18 protein-coding genes are annotated in these 23,377 nt (G+C 53.1%); 17 read left to right on the top strand and 1 reads right to left on the bottom strand.

Translation table 11 applies throughout. From position 1 onward, the window contains the following. Positions 1-17 precede the first annotated feature (17 nt). The 10 genes from argF (at position 18) to BR86_RS0108975 (ending at position 11,823) form a co-directional block, all read left to right on the top strand. On the top strand, positions 18-1,010 hold the full coding sequence (argF, locus tag BR86_RS0108925; RefSeq protein ID WP_031473172.1) for an ornithine carbamoyltransferase: 993 nt from the start codon (positions 18-20) through the stop codon (positions 1,008-1,010). A 27-nt stretch (positions 1,011-1,037) separates the two neighbouring features. Continuing rightward, the gene (locus BR86_RS16070) at positions 1,038-1,997 is read left to right on the top strand and encodes a hypothetical protein (protein WP_031473174.1); all 960 of its coding nucleotides are present in this window, start codon (positions 1,038-1,040) and stop codon (positions 1,995-1,997) included. 46 nt (positions 1,998-2,043) lie between these two features. Further along, complete coding sequence (locus BR86_RS14690; RefSeq protein ID WP_161767302.1) at positions 2,044-3,123, top strand: lysozyme inhibitor LprI family protein; 1,080 nt, start codon at positions 2,044-2,046, stop codon at positions 3,121-3,123. A gap of 388 nt (positions 3,124-3,511) precedes the next feature. Continuing rightward, complete coding sequence (locus tag BR86_RS0108940; RefSeq protein ID WP_051684706.1) at positions 3,512-5,068, top strand: S1C family serine protease; 1,557 nt, start codon at positions 3,512-3,514, stop codon at positions 5,066-5,068. Positions 5,069-5,142: 74 nt separating this feature from the next. Next, on the top strand, positions 5,143-5,793 hold the full coding sequence (locus BR86_RS0108945) for an SGNH/GDSL hydrolase family protein (RefSeq protein WP_031473180.1): 651 nt from the start codon (positions 5,143-5,145) through the stop codon (positions 5,791-5,793). A gap of 248 nt (positions 5,794-6,041) precedes the next feature. After that, on the top strand, positions 6,042-7,163 hold the full coding sequence (locus tag BR86_RS0108950; protein WP_031473182.1) for an S-layer homology domain-containing protein: 1,122 nt from the start codon (positions 6,042-6,044) through the stop codon (positions 7,161-7,163). Positions 7,164-7,185: 22 nt separating this feature from the next. After that, entirely contained in the window at positions 7,186-8,952 is a 1,767-nt protein-coding gene (locus tag BR86_RS0108955; protein WP_031473184.1) for an efflux RND transporter periplasmic adaptor subunit, read from the top strand. A 247-nt stretch (positions 8,953-9,199) separates the two neighbouring features. Beyond that, complete coding sequence (locus BR86_RS0108960; RefSeq protein ID WP_051684717.1) at positions 9,200-9,910, top strand: ABC transporter ATP-binding protein; 711 nt, start codon at positions 9,200-9,202, stop codon at positions 9,908-9,910. After that, the gene (locus BR86_RS0108965; RefSeq protein ID WP_031473188.1) at positions 9,904-11,097 is read left to right on the top strand and encodes an ABC transporter permease; all 1,194 of its coding nucleotides are present in this window, start codon (positions 9,904-9,906) and stop codon (positions 11,095-11,097) included. The genes BR86_RS0108960 and BR86_RS0108965 overlap by 7 nt, the downstream gene beginning before the upstream one ends. 210 nt (positions 11,098-11,307) lie before the next feature. Further along, on the top strand, positions 11,308-11,823 hold the full coding sequence (locus BR86_RS0108975; protein WP_031473190.1) for a signal peptidase II: 516 nt from the start codon (positions 11,308-11,310) through the stop codon (positions 11,821-11,823). On the opposite strand, the gene BR86_RS0108980 is transcribed toward BR86_RS0108975, so the two are convergent. After that, the gene (locus BR86_RS0108980) at positions 11,765-12,646 is read right to left on the bottom strand and encodes an acetate and sugar kinases/Hsc70/actin family protein (RefSeq protein ID WP_051684719.1); all 882 of its coding nucleotides are present in this window, start codon (positions 12,644-12,646) and stop codon (positions 11,765-11,767) included. The two genes, BR86_RS0108975 and BR86_RS0108980, sit on opposite strands and share 59 nt — an antisense overlap. A gap of 209 nt (positions 12,647-12,855) precedes the next feature. On the opposite strand from BR86_RS0108980, the gene BR86_RS0108985 reads away from it, so the two are divergent. From BR86_RS0108985 to serC, 7 genes are all read left to right on the top strand, one after another. After that, complete coding sequence (locus BR86_RS0108985) at positions 12,856-14,145, top strand: HlyC/CorC family transporter (RefSeq protein ID WP_031473194.1); 1,290 nt, start codon at positions 12,856-12,858, stop codon at positions 14,143-14,145. Between the two features lie 406 nt (positions 14,146-14,551). After that, positions 14,552-16,978 (top strand): protein translocase subunit SecD, encoded by a 2,427-nt coding sequence (secD, locus tag BR86_RS0108990; RefSeq protein ID WP_081844213.1) that lies wholly within the window; start codon positions 14,552-14,554, stop codon positions 16,976-16,978. Between the two features lie 203 nt (positions 16,979-17,181). Continuing rightward, positions 17,182-18,318 carry a tRNA guanosine(34) transglycosylase Tgt gene (tgt, locus tag BR86_RS0108995; protein WP_031473198.1) on the top strand — a complete coding sequence of 379 codons (1,137 nt, stop codon included), beginning with the start codon at positions 17,182-17,184 and terminating at the stop codon, positions 18,316-18,318. Positions 18,319-18,357: 39 nt separating this feature from the next. Continuing rightward, positions 18,358-18,633 carry a preprotein translocase subunit YajC gene (yajC, locus tag BR86_RS0109000; RefSeq protein ID WP_031473200.1) on the top strand — a complete coding sequence of 92 codons (276 nt, stop codon included), beginning with the start codon at positions 18,358-18,360 and terminating at the stop codon, positions 18,631-18,633. Between the two features lie 319 nt (positions 18,634-18,952). Next, positions 18,953-20,041, top strand: coding sequence for a 3-isopropylmalate dehydrogenase (gene leuB, locus BR86_RS0109005; protein ID WP_031473202.1), 1,089 nt, complete (start codon positions 18,953-18,955; stop codon positions 20,039-20,041). 120 nt (positions 20,042-20,161) lie between these two features. Then, positions 20,162-21,829 (top strand): dihydroxy-acid dehydratase, encoded by a 1,668-nt coding sequence (ilvD, locus tag BR86_RS0109010; RefSeq protein WP_031473204.1) that lies wholly within the window; start codon positions 20,162-20,164, stop codon positions 21,827-21,829. A 430-nt stretch (positions 21,830-22,259) separates the two neighbouring features. Continuing rightward, complete coding sequence (serC, locus tag BR86_RS0109015) at positions 22,260-23,342, top strand: 3-phosphoserine/phosphohydroxythreonine transaminase (protein WP_031473206.1); 1,083 nt, start codon at positions 22,260-22,262, stop codon at positions 23,340-23,342. Positions 23,343-23,377 lie beyond the last annotated feature (35 nt).

The raw sequence follows: 23,377 nt of genomic DNA on the forward strand, positions 1-23,377 counted from the left end.
GAAAAAGGAGAGTCACTATGGGCGTAAATGTCAGAGGCAGAAACTTTTTGAAACTTCTCGATTACACACCGGCGGAAATTCGCTATCTGCTCGATACAGCGGCAGAGTTTAAGCGGATGAAGCGCAACGGTGTTCCCCACCGGTACCTTGAGGGAAAGAACATCGTCCTTCTCTTCGAGAAGACCTCGACGCGCACCAGATGCTCTTTTGAGGTGGCAGGCCATGATCTCGGACTCGGGGTAACCTACCTTGATCCGGGCAGCAGCCAGATGGGAAAAAAGGAGAGTATTGCCGATACGGCCCGTGTTCTCGGACGGATGTATGACGGCATTGAATACCGCGGTTTTGATCAGAAGATTGTGGAAGAACTGGCGGCATATGCCGGCGTTCCGGTCTGGAACGGACTGACTGATCAGTTCCATCCGACACAGATGCTGGCGGATATGCTGACGATTGAGGAGAAATTCGGCCATCTGAAGGGTCTGAACCTGACTCTGATGGGCGACTGCAGAAACAATACCTGCAATTCCCTGATGATTGTGTGCGCGAAAATGGGACTCCATTTCACCGCCTGCGGACCGAAGGCTCTCTGGCCGGAGGAAGCTCTGGTGAATACAGCGAACGAGATCGCGGCTGCTTCCGGCGGATCGATCCGTCTGACGGAGAGTGTGGATGAGGGAACCAGGGATGCCGACATCATTTACACCGATATCTGGGTTTCCATGGGCGAGCCGGATTCCGTGTGGGAAGAGCGGATCCGTCTGCTCACGCCATATCAGGTAAACCGGAAAGCAATGGACAATGCGAAAGAAGGAGCGGTATTCATGCACTGCCTTCCGTCCTTCCATGACACCAGAACCGTGATAGGCGCACAGATCGCCGAAAAGTTCGGAATTACTGAGATGGAAGTGACGGACGAGGTCTTTGAGTCTGACCGATCCATCGTGTTCGATGAGGCCGAAAACCGTATGCATACGATCAAGGCTGTGATCTATGCGACACTCTGCTGACAACACATATTGGGGGAGAATGGGAAAATGGTGGAGTATGTGCTGCAGTTTTTGGTGGGTATCGGAGATGCGGTGCTCAAGTTATATCCGGCGCCGCTCAACAATGCGCTGTGTGATGCGCCGGATCTGATCTATTTTCTGACCATGCAGGAGGAAATTGTCGGCTTGGAAGTGTGCCTGATGGCCCTGATTCTGATCCGGAAGATCATCAAAAAGGTTTGGGACAGAGGATCCGTCGCCCACATGTCGAATACCCGGAAAATGGAAAGATCGCTTTCGGCGGCGGGGGCATCCGCGGGCGGAGGAACTTTGACTTCCGCAGCGGGGGCATCCGCAGACGGCGCAGCGGAGAAATCTGTCCGGCATACCGCAGCGTCGACGATCTCCGCTGCCGTTTCTTCCGCATCCCCGGAGAGGAAAAAAGAAGAGAAAACGGATTCGGCCGGAGATGAGAGTTGCTCCATCAGCAAAAACAGGTTCTGTCTGACCGTTCTGAACATGCATATGACCATGACCAGGATTTTCCTGGAAATTCAGATGGTCGGAGGCGTAGATGCGGCGCCGGAGAAAGTGAGAGAACTCTATAATGAGATACCGGTGCTGCGCCTTCAGATCGGTTTCCGCATGCTTGTGGAACTTATGGAGAAATACGGACCGGATAAGGATCTTCTGGAGGCGAGAGACCGTCTCAGGGAAATGAGGGATGCACTGTATCCGGAGCCGAAAAAGCCGGAGAAGGAAGAGAAAGAGGAACAGACCGTGGATTACGATGATTCCTGGTCGGATTACTCTTTCGGTTCTTACGATGACTTCGATCGGGGAGCCCGATATGACGATGATGATTCCGGAGGCTATTATGAGCCGGAACCGGACCCGGAGCCGCCGGTTTATCACAACTGGTATGCGGACCGCGGTGAAGTGGTGGAGGATTCGCAGGGAAACACAACAGATTATACCGGGCGTTCCTATTCGGATTACCGGTATTGACCGATCCCGGCTCGCGACGGCTGCCGGAAGGAAGAGAGGCATGGACATGAAGCGTGAAAGAAACAGAGAGAGAAGGTCCGGAACAAGGGTACGGAGCATTCTGACGTGTGGTGTTCTGACCGGAGTAATGGTTCTTTCCGCATGCGGGGCAGCGGCCGGAACGGCAGCATCCTCTGCGGCGGCACAGACACCGGCAGAGAAAACGGCGGATGAAACCGTCAGCACGGCGGAAGTGGAAAGTGACGCGGAAGCGTCTTTGGTATCGGATAATGATAAGACATCGGAATCGGCACAGCTCTCCGGTGACAGCGAGGGGGCTTCCGGGAGTGTTTCTTCGGAAGAGGAAGATAGCACCGGTGAAACATCGGCGGAACTGGATCTCTCACATGATTATTCCGGCGAAATAAAGTCAAAAGTCGCCTCCACAGCAACCCATTCTGCCACGCTGCAGGAAGAACTCCGGAAGATTCAGAAGCTCTCCGAACAGTATGACGAAGTGTTCTCTGCCGCGCAGGCTCAGGTCGAACTCAATTTTGTCGCGGAGTGGTCCTATGAACTGTGGGATGACGAGCTGAACAGTCTTTGGGGAAGGTTCCGTGAGAGTGCACCCCAGAGTACGGTTGATCGGGTTCTGAAAGAGCAGAGAAACTGGAATGCCATGAAGAAAGAGGCGGTCATTCTGAATATCGGTCCGGCGGAGGACGGCGGCAGTATGTATCCGATGCTGGAATCCGGTTATCTGAAAGGCATCACGAAAAACAGAGTCTATCTGCTTGCGGAGGAACTGGCGGCGGTTCGGAATGAAAGATTCACAATGCCGGAAAAGGACATCTACGGGACCTATGTGGACAATCAGGGAACCGGAGAGATCTACAGCTCCCTTGTACTTCGTCAGGGCTGGGAAAATGACAATGAAGCATTGATTTCAATTCATCGGACCGGAAGTCTCTGCGGAACCTTTTCCGAGCGCGGAAAGGGAACGCTTGCATTTGTCTCCGATGACAAAAAGACAGAAGGTATCATCACAATTGACGGATGGAAGGGTGCTTCTTTTGAAGTGACGAAGGCGGAAGCCGGAAACGGATTCCAGCCGGGAGATACATTCCGGTTTGAATTTGTGCTCTGATGAAAGCAGGTGTGAGGCCGCTGCCCCGGGATGGGGCGGCGGCTTCGTTTTTTTTGCGCGGCTGATTTGCCAAAGCTCACGCCTTAGTGAGTCTTTGGTGACGGCTGCTAAACGCTCGAAACTTGCGAAGTGTGTTTCGACTCGTTTCACAGGAAAATGCTCCTCATTTCCCTTGAAACAAAACGATCCTCGAGGATGCGCACGCCGCTGAGTGGAAGATGTCACCTTGCGGTGATCAGCGGCGGTGCGCAAAGTTCGCAGGTTCCTCTCAGGAGTGAGGGGATGGGGGAGACGATGTCGCCTTGCGGACTTTGTTCGTGATAAACACATTTTGGACACAAAGATGCGCTATAATGAGGACAAAATAATAAAACGGGAGGAGTGCGCGATGACGGATCAGAGAGACGAATTCGAAAAAGATAGAGACGAATACGAAACAGATATGGATAACCTGGAAAATATGGAAAATACGGAACATGACGCCGGCGCACCGGATAACGCGGTTTCCGGGGGGACAGCGCCGGAAAAAAGCGCAGGGGGCGGTTCCTGGAACAGCAGCGAACAGGGAACACAGTTCGGCGGATTTGCCAATTCCCGCTACATTGGCCATCCCATCAATGATTTTGAGAGTCAGACCGGATGGCAGGACGGACCGGTTCCGCAGCCGCCGGTTGTTCAGCAGACCAATACCGGAAAAAAAGTGCTTGGAATCCTTGTTTCCGGAATTCTTTTCGGTGTTGTCGCCGGCGGAACGATGTTCGGTGTCAACCAGGCGGCGAAGCGGGTATTTTCCTCCGGTGACACAAGAGAGACATCGGCTCCGCTGATTTTGGAAGAGGCAGCGCCGGAGACGGAGGAAAAGGCGGATTCCACGGTGGGAGGTGCCATCGGTTCGGTGGAGAGCGGAACCGTGACCGATCTCTATGATGTATCGGAGATTGTGGAAAATGCGATTCCGTCGGTGGTGGCGATCAATACTCAGACGACCATCACGCAGAATGACTGGTTCTTCGGTCCGCAGACCTATCGCGCGAGCGGTTCGGGATCCGGTATCATTGCGGCAGAGAACGACAGTGAACTGCTTCTGATCAGCAACAATCATGTTGTGGCGGACAGTCAGAAACTGACCGTGACCTTCCACGACGGAACTTCTGTGGAGGCGGCGGTCAAGGGAACAGACCCGAATACCGATCTCGCGGTGATTGCGGTTGCGATGGAGGATATTCCGGAAGAAACAAAAGGAAAAATTAAGGTTGCGGTCATGGGTGATTCGGATTCGCTGAAACTCGGCGAGCGTGTCATTGCGATCGGAAATGCACTTGGTCAGGGACAGTCGGTGACCAGCGGTGTTGTCAGCGTGCTGAACAAGAAGATCCCGATGCAGAACGGGACAACCCGAACGCTGATCCAGGTGGATGCGGCCATCAATCCGGGAAACTCCGGCGGTGCGCTGCTGAACCGGAAGGGCGAACTGATCGGAATCAATTCGGCAAAGTATTCCCGCACGGATGTGGAGGGCGTCGGTTTTGCGATTCCGATCTCTCAGGCCAAGACCATCATCGATGATCTGATGACCAAGAAGACGAAAGTGCCGGTTCCGGAGGATCAGAGAGCATACATCGGAATCCAGATGTCCAATATCGATGCGGTCACCGCACGGAATTATAATCTTCCGGAGGGCGTGTATGTCTACCGCATTATCCCGGGTTTCGCCGCGGAGCAGTCGGACCTGAAGGAGCGGGACGTCATCGTAAAATTCGGCGGCGAGACGGTTCGAACAGGGGAGGATCTGCAGAAGCTGGTTAGTTATTATCACGGCGGCGAGACGGTCAAGGTGACCATTATGCGTGAGGATGAGAACCGTGTTTATCAGGAAAAGGAAGTGGAGATCACTCTCAGCTACCGGAAGAACGCGGAGAACGCGAAAAAGAACGGGCAGCCGTAAGAAATCAGGCCGCTGAATACGGCTGTTCGGACCGAATTCATTCTTTTGGAAATGTGCGACAGGTGGAATGAGCAATGAAAACAGTTCTTTGTTATGGAGATTCCAACACGTATGGATATGTGCCGGAAACCGGAATGCGTTATCCCAAAAGCGTCCGGTATCCGGGACGCCTTCAGCTGCTTCTCGGAGATGAGTATGCGGTGATTGAAGAAGGATGCAATGGGCGGACCACCATTCACGATGACCCGATCGACGGATGGAAGAATGGGCTGGATTATCTGAAACCCTGTCTGAATTCCCATAAGCCGGTGGATATCGTGATCCTGATGCTTGGCAGCAATGATCTCAAGGAAACGTTTCACCTGACAGCCCGGGAAATTGCGGACGGCGCAGGGACTCTGGTCGATGTGATCCGGAGTTTTACTGCGGAAAAACAGGGATTTGTGCCGACGATTATTCTGGTATCGCCGCCGGAGATCGGAACAGGGATACGGCGATCTCCGTTCTTCGGAGCGTTCAGTGAAACCGCCGTGGCAGAGTCCGGAAAGTTTCCGGAATGCTATCAGAGAGTTGCCGACCGGAAGGGCTGTGTGTTTTTCAATGCGGCAAAGTATGTCACTCCTTCGGAGTTTGATTCCCTTCACCTGACGCCCGAAGGGCATCGTGTGCTGGCGGAGGAACTCTGTAAGGTTATCCGGTGTGAGGAGAAAAAAAGGCCGCGATAAAATGCCGGAATTGATCGGACTGACGCCTGTGACTTTCGTCACGGGATGCGGTCCGATCTTTTTTGTTCTCGAAAAGATATTTCACAAAATTTCCACATTTTGCCCCGATTTTGAACACATTTCACCGATAGAATCATTACATCTTCGTAAGAAAGATAAACGGAAAGATATACAGAAAGATAGACAGAAAAATGATTGCGGGTCCGAAAACTCTCGGACGGATTGGAATCAGAAAAGGGGTATTCATTATGAGAAATGCAATTCGATATACAGCCGGAGCTCTGGGGATGGTGACCGTTGTCGGAATTATGAATCCGCTCACCGTGCTGGCGTCCTCCAACTACGCGATGCAGAAGAAAGTGGTCATGGCCGCAGGCATTCTCACGAGAACCTCCAATGAGACGGGAACCATCACGAGAGGGGAGTTTGCCAAAATGCTGGTGCAGGCGTCGTCCTATCACGATTCCATCGGAACCGAGACCGGCATCGCGCTGTACGCCGATGTCGCGGCAGATCATCCCTACTGCAATTATATCCGCGTGGCAGCGGAAAAAGGCTGGATGACCGGATATCTCGGCGGAAATTTCAAGCCGGATGAGCCGGTGAAAATGCTCGACGCCGCAAAGGCACTCATGACGCTGCTGGGATACACCAACGACGATTTCACGGGCAATGTCACCATGAACCGGATGACAAAATTTAACGCCATTGGACTCAATGACGATGTCGGAAAAGGGATTTCCGATACGCTGACCTGGTCCGACTGCGTGCATCTGTTCTACAATCTTCTGGATACCAATACCAAGGATAATGAAAATAAAACAAAGACAAGCTCGACGGTCTACGCGCAGGTGCTCGGCTACAAGCTGACCGATGACGGAGAGATCAATCTTCTTGAGTCCCTCAAGAGCGATCTCAAAGGACCGTATACCCTGAGCGATGGAGAACATATCAGCGGGATCGTGCCGTTCTCGGTATCGGATGCATCGTTCTATCTCAACGGCGAGCCGAGCACGAAGTCCCAGATCGAGGATGCGGCCGATGACGGCGTCTGCCTGATCTACTACAACACAAAGAGTAAGATGGTTTATGCATACTCGGAGGAAGGAACCACCGGAGAAGACGGGGAAACGCAGATGGGCGCGGCTCACGGAAATCTGGATGCGATCTATTACGGATCGACAGACATCATGGTTCCGACGTCCATTTCGCTGGACGGAGAGATCTATTACATCGACAGCAGCGATATGCAGTTTGCGTTCTCGGTATACGGAAGTCTGGAGATCGACGACAACATTTCCATTGTCTGGAAGTCCGAGACCGACAGTGACGGAAATGAGAAGAAATATGTCATAAGTTATGCGGACTGAGCGGACGGGGAGCAGGATGGCAATGAAATTTACATTTTTTAAAAATGCAGCAGAACGTCTGAAACGAATCAAACACCGGAAAACGGCGATCGCGCTTGCCGTCCTGATTGCGGCCGGCTCCGTCGGCGGTGCACTCTATGCGGCAAACAGCAAAAAAGCAGGAAGCGGATCAAAGAGCGTCAAGACTTCCGCTGTCTCACGGCAGAACATTCAGAAGACACTTTCCTCCTCCGGAACCATTTCACCGAAGGATACGTATTCCATCACTTCGCTGGCGGAAGGCGAGGTGATCGAGTGCACGTTTGAAGTCGGAGATACCGTGGAAAAGGGAGATGTGCTCTATCGGATCGATGCATCCTCGATGGATTCCCAGCTGAGCAGTGCGAACAATACGCTGAATCGGTCCAACAAGAGTTACAGCCGGGCGGTCAGTGACCTGGCGAAAGCGCAGTCGAAGTACAGCGGCAATACCTACAAGGCCACGAAATCCGGATATATCAAGGAATTAAAGATTTCGGACGGAGACAAGGTTGGCAGCAATTCGACGATCGCGACAATTTACAACGATAACAATATGTCGATCCGTCTGCCGTTCCTGAATGTGGAGGCAATGCAGATCTCGGTCGGCCAGAGCGCGGTCCTCACTCTGAGCGATACGCTGGAGGAGATCAGCGGAACCGTGACGGCGGTCAGTTCCCGGGATGAAACCCTGGACGGCGGCAGACTTGTCCGCTATGTCGAGATCTCGGTGGAGAACCCGGGAGGACTGACCGAGACGACGGCGGCGACGGCGGTGGTCGGCGATTATGCTTCCAGCGGCGACGGCACCTTTACCGCGGATTCCGATTCGGACATGAGCGCGGATCTGGATTCCAGCGTAGTCTGCAGCAAGGTTCTCGTCCATGTCGGCGATTATGTTACCGTCGGAACGCCGATCTTTTCCATCGATGCGGAGGATGTGAAAGAAATCCTTGAGAAGTATGAAGACTCGGTGGACAGCGCCCAGTCGTCCGTGGAGAGTGCCCAGAGCAAACTGGATTCCACACAGGACAGTTATGATAATTATACCATCACCGCGCCGATTTCCGGCAAGGTCATCACCAAGAACACAAAAGTCGGTGATAAGATCAAGGGCAGCAGCAACAGCACCACGACGCTGGCGGTGATCTATGATCTCTCCACGGTGACTTTTGAGATGAGCATTGATGAGGTGGATATCACCAATGTCAAAGTCGGACAGAAGGTGGAAGTGACCGCGGATGCGTTTGAGGGTCAGACCTTTGAAGGCGAGGTCACCAATGTCAGCATGGTGGGTTCCACCAGCAACGGTGTAACCAACTATCCGGTTACCGTCACGATGACCGAGTACGGAGACCTCCTTCCGGGAATGAACGTCGAGGGCGTGATCATTCTGGATTCGGTGGATAATGCGCTGGCGGTTCCGGTGGATGCCCTGCAGAGAGGCAATGCGGTCTATGTGAAGGATGATTCCGTGACGGAAGCGAAGGGCAATGTCCCGGCAGGATTCCGGAAAGTGGAAGTTCAGACAGGCCTTACCAGTGATGATTATGTGGAGATTAAAGAAGGTGATCTGCAGGAAGGCGACGAGATCTACATCACCCAGAGTTCGGTAGGGTCGTCCAATGAGATGACAGGAATGCCGGGAATGGGCGGCGCGCCGGGCGGAGGCTTCGGCGGCGGCTCCGGCGGCCCGTCCGGTGGCGGTTCCGGCTCCGGCGGCGGTTCAAGAAGCGGAGGATCAGGCCGCAGCGGCGGTCCGATGGGATAAACCGGAAAAACGCGGCATCTGACAGGACAGAGAAGAACACGGCGGGACAGACGCGGCAGGCGATAAGACAGCGGACATATCCCGCCGGATCATAAAAATTCGCTGACAATAAGACAAACACAGAAGCGGAGGTTTGAACATGTTCGGTTTTGGAAAAAAGAAAACGGCTCCGGAAAACGCGAACGGAGCCGGGCGGGAACTCAATGCGCCGCTGATCGAACTTCGGGATATCTATAAGATTTACAGGATGGGCGACGAAGAAATCCATGCCTCCGACGGGGTCTCGTTAAAGATCCGGAAGGGAGAGTTTGTCGCCATCGTCGGAAAATCCGGAAGCGGAAAATCCACACTCATGAACATCATCGGAGCGCTGGATGTGCCGACGAGAGGCCAGTATCTCATCAACGGTCAGGATGTCAGCCATATGTCGGATGACGAGCTGGCCGAGATCCGGAATAAGACCATCGGCTTCATTTTCCAGCAGTACAACCTTCTTCCCAGAGATAATCTTCTGGGCAATGTGGAACTCCCGCTTCTCTATGCGGGGATCGCCCCGGAGGAACGGAAAGCGCGCGCGATGGCTTCGCTGGAGCGGGTCGGTCTTGCCGACAAATGGATGAATCATCCCTCCCAGCTCTCCGGAGGTCAGCAGCAGCGTGTCTCCATCGCCCGGGCACTGGCCGGTGATCCGTCGCTGATTCTGGCGGATGAGCCGACGGGCGCTCTGGATTCCAGAACAAGCCGGGAGGTGCTGGGATTTCTGCAGAAACTGAACGAAGAGGGCAACACAATCGTCATGATCACCCATGACAACTCCATCGCGGTGCAAGCCAAGAGAGTGGTGCGCGTGATGGACGGAAAAATCACTTTTGACGGAACTTCCGCGGAATACGCGGCTCTTCTGGAAGATGAGAGCACCCGCGTGAAAACGGCAGAAACGGGAGAAATCGCATGTTAGTACAGTCTTTTCTGCTGGCCATCCGGAGTATATGGAGCAATAAGATGCGTTCGTTCCTGACGATGCTCGGAATCATCATCGGCGTGGCAGCGGTGATCATTCTGGTTGGTCTGGTCAACGGTCAGATGTCTTATATGACGGAACAGTTCGCGAGTATGGGAACGAACCGGATCAATGTCAGCATCACAAATCTGCGGACGCGGTCGGTTGACGTCGACCGGATGTATGAGTTTTATGAGGACAATGAGGCATATTTTGACGGGATGTCGCCGTCGGTGCCCATCTCCGGCGGTACGGTAAAGATCGGAAATGAGTCGCTGGACTCGACTTCCGTCACGGGTATCAGCGAGGATTATCTGGATATCATCGGGAAAAATCTGGAGGCGGGACGGTTTATCCAGTATGCGGATATCACCTCCCGGTCAAAGGTCTGCGTAATCGGCTACTACCTTGCGACAGAGTATTTTAAGACGCCGTCGGCAGCCACCGGCGAGGACATCCGGATCAACGGTGAGAGTTACACGATCGTCGGCGTGGTGGAACGTCAGACCAGCGAGAGCGATGAGCTGGAGGAGGGCGGAAGCGATGATTTTGTTTACCTTCCGTATACAGCGGCACTGAAACTGTCCCGGAACGGCACCGTCGGCAGCTACGTGTTTACCATGCGCGATACGTCGCAGACGGATCTGGTGAAGACGCTGATCGGGGATTTCCTGTATCCGATCATGAAAAACGAAGATCTCTATAAGATAACCGCCATGTCGGAAATGCTGGATTCCATGAATTCCATGATCAGCATGATGTCGCTTCTTCTCGGCGGCATCGCCGGAATCTCCCTTCTGGTCGCCGGTGTGGGTGTGATGAATATCATGCTGGTGTCCGTCACGGAGAGAACAAGGGAGATCGGTATCCGCAAATCTCTCGGCGCAAAGCGGGGAACCATTCTGCAGCAGTTTGTCATTGAGGCGGCGGTGACCAGTATGATGGGCGGACTGATCGGAATTACCCTCGGCTGCATTCTGACCAAAATTGTCGGGAAAGCGGTGATGGACATCGATGCCTCGGCGACACCGGGCTCGATTCTGGTATCCTTCGGCGTTTCAGTCGGAATCGGACTTCTGTTCGGATATATGCCGGCGGCAAGAGCGTCCAGACTGAACCCCATCGATGCACTGCGGAGCGATTGAACGCGGAGACATAGCGAAAAATCATTTTCCATACACGGCGAGGCCGGATTTCCGGGAGGGGATCCGGCCTCAAATGGACTCCGATCGGAAATCGAAAAGAACGATGCGGCCGTCAGGAGGACAAAAGTATGATACAATGAATGATGTCATACGGATCGTGCGAATCCGGAACACGGGCGTGGCTGCGGGGCCGGAGATCGGAGGAAAGACATGAAATGTTGGAAATACGTGCTGTTGGGTGCAGGACTGTTCGGCGCGGATCAGATTATGAAACAGATGGTGGAGCGGGATGATCCGGAGCGGTATCCGCGTAACGTCCGGCACACCGGGGATCTAATAAAACTCTACCGGAATCACAACGACGGATTCCCCTTTGGTTTTCTCCGGAATTATCCGCAGATCGTAAAGATGATTCCGCTGGTGATGACCAGCGCCGCCGCCGGAATTCTGGCGCGCGTCATGAGTGAAAAACATTCGACGGCGGCAGACCGGACGGCATGGACGCTGATCACGGCGGGCGGACTCAGCAATCTTCTGGACCGCCTGCGGAAAGGCTATGTGGTGGATTATCTCTCCATCGACCGGAAGATCGCGGACAGGGTGGTCTTCAATCTGGGCGATGTCGGCGTATTACTCGGAAACATTCTGGTGACCGTTCTGGTGTTTGTCAGAGACGGCCGGAAAACGGATCATTCAGCATCCGAGGATCAAGCAGCGCTCCGATGACGGGAGCAAAGGCGGCGTGATCCGGAAGGATGAAGCGCGTGCGGAAGATGTCCGGCATGCGGTTAAAGACGTCAAAAGCGCTTTGCGCCTGCGGAAGTTCGGCGAGGGAACCGGTGATCACGACATCCCGGATGGTGTCGCCGGAGAGGGCAAAGACCGAGAAGACGCCGGTGTTCTCGTAGATCAGGTGAAAGAGTGCGGCAGCGATATCGTCGTCGCCGGCATCGTCCCGGATCTTTCCGAAGTTGGCCGCGGTGAGATCTCCGCTGAGCGGCGCGCCGTCGCCGTCCTGCAGATCGGAGACCATGAGGTCCGCCCGCCGGTAGTCGCCGCGCTGTGCCATCTGGTTGAGGGTATCAAAACTTCTCACCTGAAGCATACGGCCGGCCAGTCCCATCAGGGTTCCGCCGCCGAGGGCGCTGCCGCCGATGTGACGAAAGATGTCCTTCTCATCGTTGGATTCGACGGTGCGGTCGCCGCGCACAAAAGCGGTGCCGGTTCCCATGCTCACCACAAGAGCACGGCTGAGCTTCGCCAGATGAAGACCTCCGCGGCCGACGGAGAGAAGTTCATCGCTGTGAATGGTCGGAATTCCGTAGATATCGTCGTGAAAAAAGGTCGCCCGCTGTCCGGTAAGTGCGATCTTTCTGACCTGATTTAGTTTCATGCCGTACCTGCTGAGAAAATGTCCCAGCGCGCCGTAGGCGGTGGTGATCGGGTCGGATCCGCTGACCTGAAGGGTTCCGAGGAGTGCCTGCGACTCATCCATAGCGGCGATCTTGGTTGTGGAACCGCCGATATCAATTCCGATGGTGATATTCATAAAAAATCCTTTCGTTTCCTGGCTGAAGCCGGAAAGCTGTTTTCCCGGCTCAATTGACAGCCGGAATATGAGTGAAGAATAATCCGGCCCGTGTCCGGGACCGGAGAAGATAACGGTGTGATCCGCGAGCGGATTTGACACGGTAATACGAATATTATATATTGTTTCCGGCGTGATTCCAACGACAATTCACAGGAGGAAATCGATCATTGAGTACAGAAGATATCACTCGATTGTGTGTGCTGGCGGTACTGCTTTTTCTGTCGGCATTTTTTTCATCCGCGGAGACCGCGCTGACTACGGTGAACCGGATCCGTATCCGCAATCTTGCGGACGCGGGTGACCGCAGGGCAAAACGGGTGCTCCGGATTCTGGAAATGCCGGACCGGATGCTCAGCGCGATTCTGATCGGCAATAATATTGTCAATATGTATGCCTCCGCGCTGGCAGCCATGCTGGCGGCGGATTTCTGGGGGAGCAGGGCGGTCGGAGCGGCGACCGGAATTCTGACGCTGATGGTGCTGGTGTTCGGCGAGATCGCGCCGAAGACGGCGTCCACCTTTGCGGCCGAAGACATTTCCCTCCATGTGGCCGGGGTGATTCATGTCCTGATGATTGTACTGCGGCCGCTGATCTATATCGTGAACCGGCTGGCAAAGATCGTCCTCACGCTCATGAATGTGGATACGAACCGGAAAGGAGATACCATCACCGAGGATGAGCTGCGCACGATGGTCGAGGTGAGCCATCAGGAAGGTGAGATCGAGGAAGACGAGAAAACCATGATCAACAACGTGTTCGACTTCGGCGACGCGGTGGTAAGAGATGTCATGGTTCCGAGAGTCGATATGACGGCGATTGATGTTGAAATCGGATACGGGGATCTGATGGAGATCTTCCGGGAGGAGAAATACACCCGTTTTCCGGTCTATGAGGATGCGATCGACAATGTCATCGGTATTCTGAATATCAAGGACATTTTTCTCAGGGGAGCGGACCGGTTGAAGCCGGAAACGTTTGAACTCCGGCAGTATCTGCGAAAACCCGCCTACACCTTTGAGCAGAAGAATATCTCGGATCTGATGCTGGAGATGCGCCGGAAGAATATCAATATCGTGATCGTTCTGGATGAATACGGAATTACCAGCGGAATGATCACGATGGAGGACATTCTGGAGGAGATCGTCGGTGAGATCCATGACGAGTATGACGCGGATGAAGACGATAATCTCCGCAAAGTCGGCCGGAGAGAGTATCTGATCGAGGGTTCCATGAATCTCGACGACATCGATGACCGGCTGAAACTGAGCCTGCAGTCGGAAGACTACGATTCCATCGGCGGACTGATGATCGGAATTCTCGGTCATCTTCCGAAGCAGGACGAGACGGTCGTGGTGGACGGCATCCGGATTGTCGCCGATCGGGTGAGAGGAAACCGGATTGACCGGGTGCGGCTTTTCCTTCCGGAACACATTGCCGCAAAGTTGCAGGAAGATTAGATTTTCTTGCAGTTGACAGGGGTCTATGCTATAATTTTATGATGTCGGAGCAGGAGGCGGAAGCCGCTTCCTGCTCTATTTGTGCAGAGCACTTAGCGAGGTTTTTTCGAGCTTAGTGCGAGCCATGCATCGAAACTTAGCGAGGTATTTTACGAGCTTAGTTGAGATGTTGTGCAGAGCACTTAGCGACACATATTTCACTTGGCAGCTGCGCTGCCTTAGTGAAATAGCGTGCTGAGGCAGGTTTTTTCGAGCTTAGTGCGAGCCATGCATCGAAACTTAGCGACACATATTTCACTTGACAGCAGTGCTGCCTTAGTGAAATAGCGTGCTGAGGCAGGGGGCCGAGCTTGGCTGAGATGCACACAGTATGAAGAAAAAAACGAAGGAGAACAAGGGACAAGACATGAAAAAGAGCAGAGCAAGAAGTTTTATTGAGCTGTTTCTGACACTTGCCGTCATCTGTCTGTTTGGGTATTTCGGCTACACGACGATGACCGGCAGCGGAATCAAGCTTGGTCTGGATCTGGCCGGCGGTGTATCCATCACCTATCAGGCTAAGGGAGAAACCGCACCGTCTGCGGAGAATATGGCAGATACCGTGTATAAGCTCCAGCAGCGAGTTCAGAACTACAGTACGGAGGCACAGGTATATCAGGAAGGCGACGACCGGATTAACATTGATATTCCGGGTGTGTCCGATGCAAACGCAATTCTGGAAGAGCTTGGCAAACCGGGATCCCTGGTATTCCTTGACAGTGAGGGCAATAAAGTTCTGGACGGAACACAGGTCACCAGCGCTCAGGCCGGAATCGATGATTCCAACGGCAAGACGGATTACGTCGTTGCGCTGACGTTTGACGAGGCCGGAACCAAGGCATTTGCCGATGAGACGGCAAAGAGCATCGGAAAGCCGATCTACATTGTATATGATGAAAGCATCGTATCTTCTCCGATCGTTCAGACGGAGATCACCGGCGGACACTGCTCCATCACCGGAATGGAGAGCTATGAGAAGGCGCAGAATCTTGCTTCGACCATCCGTATCGGTTCTCTGAGCGTGGAACTGGAAGAGCTCCGCTCCAATGTGGTGGGTGCCCAGCTCGGACAGAACGCGATCCGCACCTCTCTTCTTGCCGGTGCAATCGGTTTTGCGGCTGTTGCGCTGTTCATGATCGCATTTTACTGGATTCCGGGTCTTGCGGCATCTCTGGCTCTGTGCCTGTATGTTGCCGTTACCATCGTTCTTCTTTCTGCATTTGAGATTACGATGACACTTCCGGGTATTGCCGGTATCATCCTTTCCATCGGTATGGCGGTTGATGCAAACTGCATTATCTTCACCCGTATCCGCGAGGAGATCGGTCTCGGCCATCCGGTAGCCGCTGCGATCAAGGAAGGTTTCCGCAAGGCACTTTCCGCGATCATTGACGGAAACATCACAACGCTGATCGCTTCTGCCGTTCTCTATAAGCTGGGTTCCGGAAGCGTCAAGGGATTTGCAACGACACTTGCACTCGGTATCCTGGTATCCATGATCACTGCTCTGTTCGTAACCCGCTTTATTCTGTGGGCATTCTACGGACTTGGTTTCCAGGATGCAAAGTGGTTCGGCGTCAAGAAAGAGCGTGAACCGATTCACTTTATCCAGCACAGAAAGACATTCCTTGCCGTATCCGCCGCACTCATCGTGGCAGGATTCGCATTTATGGGATACAACCATACACAGGGCAGAAACGCGCTGAACTACAGCATGGAGTTCCTTGGCGGAACATCCACCAATGTTGCCTTCAACGAAGACATGACACTGGAACAGCTCGATGAGAAGGTTCAGCCGGTGGTTCAGGAAGTGACCGGCGATGCCAACATTCAGATGCAGAAGGTGGCAGGAACCAACGAGGTCATCATCAAGACCAGAACCCTGAACGGTGAAGAGCGTGAAAAACTGAACACAAAGCTGGCGGACAGCTTCGGCGTGGACAAGGAGAAGATCACAGCGGAGAGTATCTCCGGAACCGTATCCAGCGAGATGCGCCGCGATGCGGTCGTAGCGACCGTGGTGGCGACGGTTCTGATGCTGATCTACATCTGGGTGAGATTCAAGAACATCACCTTTGCGGCGAGCTCCGTTCTCTGCCTGATTCACGATGTTCTGATCACATTGGCGGCATATGCCGCACTCCGTTGGTCTGTCGGCAACACCTTTATCGCCTGCATGCTGACCATAGTCGGTTATTCCATCAATGCGACCATCGTTATCTTTGACCGTATCCGTGAGAATAAGAAACTCGGCACAAGAGGAATGACGATCGAGTACATGATCAATAAGTCTGTGACGCAGACATTGTCCCGAAGCATCAATACTTCCCTGACAACCTTCGCCATGGTCCTGATCCTGTATCTCCTCGGCGTATCTTCGATCCGTGAGTTTTCGGCACCTCTGATGGTCGGTATCGTCAGCGGTACCTGGTCTTCGGTTCTCATCGCGAGTGCTCTCTGGTACATTTTCAACCAGAAGAAGGCGGTGAAGGACGAGGAGTTCCTGACCGAAGTCCGTGAAGAGACACCGCAGGCTCCGATCACAACCGGAAAGAAAAAGGCTGCGAAGAAGTCCGCGGAGGAGAAAGCGGCTCAGTCTCAGGCTGCTCTCGAGAGAGGAAAAGCGCTCAAGGCGGAGCGTGCAAGAATCCTTGAGGAGGCAAAGGCGGAGGAAGAAGAGGAGAAGCGCGCGGAGATGCAGGCGCTGATCCAGAAGACCATGCAGATCTCGGCAATGAAGGAAGCCGGTCAGGATCCGTTCGCGGCGAAGAATGACACACCGGATGCGGAGTGATCCGGATACCGGAAGCGGTCATCCGAAACAAAATATAAGCCCTGTGGCATAGGAAATATGGCATAGGATAAAAGACAGACAACATAAGGCATAAGATGAAAGACATAAGAATGCGGGCCCCGGCGGTCCGCATTCTTTTCACCGGCATCCGCTTACGGTGACCGGCGGAGGACTTTATTTATTCTGAGCCTGGAGGACAAATTATGGAATACAAGATTCTTGCGACAGAGGGCCGCGCGAAAAGAGCCCGCATGAAGACAGTGCACGGTACCATCGAGACACCGGTATTCATGAACGTGGGAACCGTTGCGGCGATCAAGGGTGCCGTATCCACCGATGATCTTCGGGGGATCGACACACAGGTCATGCTCTGCAATACCTATCACCTTCACGTCCGTACCGGCGATCCGCTCATTCATGAGCTCGGCGGTCTTCACAGTTTCACAAACTGGAATAAGCCGATTCTGACCGATTCGGGCGGTTTTCAGGTATTTTCCCTGGCGGGACTGCGAAAGATTAAGGAAGAGGGCGTAACGTTCCGTTCCCACATCGACGGACATAAGATCTTTATGGGACCGGAAGAGAGTATGCAGATTCAGTCCAATCTGGCGTCCACCATCGCGATGGCGTTCGATGAGTGCCCGCCGGCGCTGGCGGACCGCGAGTATGTGGAGCGGTCTGTGGCGAGAACCGTTCGCTGGCTGAAGCGCTGCAAGACGGAGATGGACCGCCTGAATTCTCTCCCGGAAACCATCAACAAAGAGCAGCTTCTCTTTGGTATCAATCAGGGAGGCATCATCGATGACATCCGTATCCGCAACGCGGAGGAGATCTCTGAACTGAATCTGGACGGATATGCGGTCGGCGGTCTGGCAGTCGGTGAGTCCCATGAGCAGATGTATCATGTTCTGGATGAGGTGGTTCCGCATCTTCCGAAAGAGAAACCGACCTATCTGATGGGCGTGGGCACACCGGCCAATATTCTCGAAGGCGTTGAGCGGGGCATCGATTTCTTCGACTGTGTATACCCGTCTCGCAACGGCCGTCACGCAAATGTGTACACGAATCACGGCAAGATGAACCTGATGAATTCGAAATACGCAAAGGATCTCCGGCCGATGGAAGAAGGCTGCCAGTGTCCGGCATGCCGTTCCTACACCAGAGCATACATTCATCACCTTTTCAAGGCGAAAGAGATGCTCGGTATGAGACTGTGCGTATTGCATAATCTGTACTTTTATAATAAAATGATGGAAGAAATTCGGGATGCCATTGATTCACAGCGGTTTGCCGAGTATAAGAAAGCCAAGCTGGAAAGCATGGCAGCCGGTGAACAGTAAGTCACGGCAGCACGAATATTTATTCAGGAGGAAAGAGGAATGAACAGTGTATTTTGGGTAGGATACCTTGTTGTCATCATTGGTCTGATGTATTTCATTGCGATCCGTCCGCAGTCCAAGGAGAAGAAGAGACGTGAAGAACTGATGGCCAGCATTGCGGTAGGCGACAGCGTTCTCACGACAAGCGGCTTTTACGGCGTGATCATCGATATGTCCGATGACACCGTGATCGTTGAGTTCGGAAGCAACAAGAACTGCCGCATCCCGATGAAGAAGGATGCCATCGTTCAGGTAGAGAAGCCGAATCAGGCATAAGACTCCGTTTCCTCCGAGAGGGAGAACGATAAAGAAGACTGAGACCGGTCCCGTGGGGGCCGGTCTTTTTATTTTTCACAGGAAAGTGCTCCGCTTTTCCTGCGAAACAAGAAACGCTCCGCGGACTTTGTTCTGTTTCGCAGAGTGCGAATCTCTCAGATATAAAACGGATTCATGACAGTTATTCGAAATTGTACGATTCCCGTTCGCCGGTTGAAAAAACGGTCTGGATTCTATATAGTGAGATCATTGAAATATAACTATACGCAATAAACGAGTGAATAATCCATAAGAATTGTGCATATAAGGAGGAAGGATCATGAAGTGCAATATCGTAACCATCCCGGGAGACGGAATCGGACCGGAGATCGTCCGCGAGGCGTGTCTTGTTCTTGAAAAGACCGGAGAAATATTCGGACATGAATTCCATTTTCAGCCGATCCTGATGGGAGGCTGTTCCATCGACAAGTACGGGGTTCCGCTGACGGACGAAGCGCTGGAGACGGCAAAGAAGGCCGATGCGGTTCTTCTCGGCGCGGTCGGCGGAAAAGTCGGCAACTCCAGATGGTATGATATTGCGCCGAATCTCCGCCCGGAGGCTGGCCTCCTTGCCATCCGCAAGGGACTCGGACTTTTTGCAAATCTCCGCCCCGCTTATCTCTATCAGGAACTCGCAATGGCATGCCCGCTGAAGCCGGAGCTGATCGGCGATGGATTTGACATGATTATTGTCCGCGAGCTCACCGGCGGCCTCTATTTCGGAGAACGCCATACGGACATGGTGGACGGTGTGGAGACAGCAGTCGATACGCTGACCTACAATGAGAGAGAAATCCGCCGTATCGCGGTCAAGGCGTTTGAAATTGCGAGGAAGCGCAGAAAGAAAGTGACCAGCGTCGACAAGGCAAATGTTCTCGATTCGTCGAGACTCTGGAGAAAAGTGACCGAGGAGGTCGCAAAAGACTATCCGGAAGTGGAACTCGAGCATATGCTCGTAGACAACTGCGCGATGCAGCTTGTCATGAATCCGCGTCAGTTTGATGTCATCCTGACCGAGAATATGTTCGGCGATATTCTCTCCGATGAAGCAAGCATGATCACCGGTTCCATCGGAATGCTGAGCTCCGCATCCCTGAACGAGACAAAATTCGGCCTCTATGAGCCGAGCCACGGATCGGCTCCGGACATTGCGGGACAGGATCTTGCAAATCCGATTGCGACGATCCTCTCGGCCGCAATGATGCTCAGCTATTCCTTTGATCTTGACCGGGAAGCCCAGGCGATCCGCGATGCGGTTCAGAAGGTTCTGACCGAAGGATACCGGACCGCGGACATTTACCAGGAAGGTTTCACCAGAGTCGGCTGCGTGAAGATGGGCGAGCTGATCCGCGACCGGATCGTGAAGTGAGATGATATCGTGCGATCTTGAAGGTGCGAGGTAGCGTGCAGAATGGCGAAAAAAACTGAGTGCAAAATCATTCAAGATGATGTATAATCACTTTCAATACATCAAGGAGGTATCATAACCATGAATAGTGATTCTGTAAAATCCGGTATGGAACGTGCTCCGCACCGTTCTCTGTTTAATGCGCTCGGCTTCACGGAAGAAGAGATGCATAAGCCGCTGGTCGGCATTGTCAGCTCCTACAATGAGATTGTTCCGGGCCATATGAATCTGGATAAGATCGTCAACGCGGTCAAGCTCGGCGTTGCGGAAGCGGGCGGCATGCCGGTGGTATTTCCGGCGATTGCGGTCTGTGACGGGATTGCGATGGGACACGTCGGCATGAAATATTCTCTTGTCACCAGAGATCTGATTGCGGATTCCACCGAGTGCATGGCGAAGGCCCACGGGTTTGACGCACTGGTCATGGTACCGAACTGCGATAAAAATGTTCCCGGTCTTCTGATGGCGGCGGCCAGAGTAAATGTTCCGACTGTTTTCGTGTCCGGCGGACCGATGCTTGCCGGACATGTCAACGGAAAGAAGAGAAGCCTGTCCTCCATGTTTGAGGCGGTCGGCTCCTACGACGCCGGAAAGATGACGGAAGAGGAAGTCCGCAACTTTGAGCGCAACGTATGTCCGACCTGCGGTTCCTGTTCTGGCATGTATACCGCGAACAGTATGAATTGCCTGACGGAAGTCATCGGTATGGGACTTCAGGGCAACGGTACGATCCCGGCCGTATATTCCGCAAGACTGGCGCTTGCGAAGAAGGCCGGCTATGCGGTCATGGATATGCTGAGGAAGAATATCCGGCCGAGAGACATCATGACAAAAGAGGCGTTTGAAAATGCCATGACAATGGACATGGCGCTCGGATGTTCCACCAACACCATGCTTCACCTTCCGGCGATCGCTCACGAGGCCGGAGTGGAGATCAACATGGAATATGCGGACAGAATCTCAGCGAAAACCCCGAACCTCTGTCATCTGGCACCGGCAGGTCCGACGTATATGGAGGACCTGAATGAAGCCGGCGGCATCTATGCGGTCATGAACGAGCTGACGAAAAAGAATCTTCTCCATCTCGACTGCATGACGGTGACCGGAAAGACGGTCGGCGAGAATATTAAGAACTGCGTCAACAAAGATCCGGAGGTTATCCGGCCGATTGACAATCCGTTCATGGCAGAGGGCGGCATTGCCGTTCTGAAGGGAAATATTGCCCCGGATACCGGCATCGTAAAGCAGTCCGCGGTGGCTCCGGAAATGATGAAGCACGAGGGACCGGCGAGAGTATTCGATTCGGAAGAGGATGCGATTGCGGCGATTTCCGGCGGAAAGATTCATCCGGGCGATGTGGTTGTCATCCGCTATGAGGGACCGAAGGGCGGTCCGGGTATGCGTGAGATGCTCAGCCCGACGTCGGCGATCATGGGCATGGGCCTCGGCTCGACGGTGGCGCTTCTGACGGACGGAAGATTCTCCGGCGCGTCCCGCGGAGCGTCCATCGGACACATTTCCCCGGAGGCGGCAGTCGGCGGACCGATCGCGCTGATTCATGAGGGGGATATCATCTCCATCGACATCCCGAACCGTCAGCTGAATGTCAAAGTTTCGGATGAGGAGCTGGCAGAGAGACGGAAGAACTGGAAACCGAAAGAGCAGCATCTGGAGGGATATCATGCCAGATACGCGAAGCTCGTGACGAGCGGCAATCGCGGAGCGGTTCTCGAGGTTCCGAAAGACTGAGGTTCCGAAAGGCTGAGGTTTTGAAAGACTGAGACACTGAAAGACTGAGGCACCGAAAGACAGAGGTCTCGAAAGACTGTTTTTGGGAGAGATTGCGTTCCAAAAGGTGATCTTAAAAGACTGACAACAATAAAAATATTCAGAAAACAATGGCCGGGCGGCGAGCGCTCTCCGGGGGCAGAACGGAGGATGCGGGATACCGTTTCCGGCCGTTTGCACGCAGACAATACTGGTAATATTACTGGGAATATCAATAGGATTATCACTGTTATTCCATTTATTCACGAAATGGGATGAAAAAAAGTGCACAGTAAATTCAAATTTTGTATTGTTAAATCCGGATAACTGGATATATAATAGGACAATCAATTTCGAAAGAGATTGATAAATTTATAGCATATTGAAGAAAGACAGAAAAGGAGATTGTGTTATGAGCAGAGTGTACAATTTTTCCGCAGGACCGGCGGTCCTTCCGGAGGAGGTATTGAGAGAAGCTGCTGACGAAATGCTTGATTACAAGGGCTGTGGCATGTCTGTAATGGAGATGAGTCATCGATCATCAGACTTCGAAAGTATCCTCCACGAAGCTGAAGCAGATCTCCGTGATCTGATGAATATTCCGGACAACTACAAAGTCCTCTTCATTCAGGGCGGTGGCCACGTTCAGTTTGCGATGGTTCCGATGAACCTGATGAAGAATAAGAAGGCAGACTACATCATTACCGGTAACTGGGCGAAGAAGGCAGCACAGGAGGCAAAGCTCTACGGCGAGGTCAACATCATCGCTTCCAGTGAGGATAAGAACTTCACCTACATTCCGGATTGCTCCGATCTTCCGGTGGATGAGGACGCGGATTATGTTTACATCTGCATGAACAACACCATTTACGGCACCGAGTTCAACGAGCTTCCGAATACCAAGGGCAAGATTCTGGTTGCGGATGTCTCTTCCGATTTCCTCTCCAGACCGATCGATGTCTCCAAATTCGGCATCATCTGGGGCGGCGTTCAGAAGAATGTCGGACCGGCCGGAATGGCGATTGCCATCGTAAGAGAAGATCTCATTACGGAGGATTATCTTCCGTTTACACCGACCATGCTCCGCTATAAGACTTACGCGGACAAGGATTCCCTTTACAACACACCGCCGTGCTACAACATTTACATGTGCGGAAAGGTATTCAAGTGGATCAAGAAGATCGGCGGACTCGAAGCAATGCACAAGAGAAATGCCGAGAAGGCAAAGATTCTGTATGATTTCCTCGACAGCAGCAAACTCTTCAAGGGTACGGTCGAGAAGAAGGACCGCTCTCTGATGAACGTTCCGTTTGTCACCGGCGACAAGGATATGGATGCAAAGTTTGTCGCAGAAGCGAAGGCAGCAGGATTCGTCAACCTGAAGGGACACCGCACCGTAGGCGGCATGAGAGCCAGCATCTACAATGCGATGCCGAAGGAAGGCGTGGAAAAGCTGGTTGCGTTTATGAAGGAATTTGAGGAGAAGAATGCCTGATTTTCGTCAGAACCGGCATAAAAATATCATGGCCG

It is taken from the genome of [Clostridium] aminophilum DSM 10710, assembly GCF_000711825.1.
Lineage (GTDB): Bacteria > Bacillota > Clostridia > Lachnospirales > Lachnospiraceae > Clostridium_R > Clostridium_R aminophilum.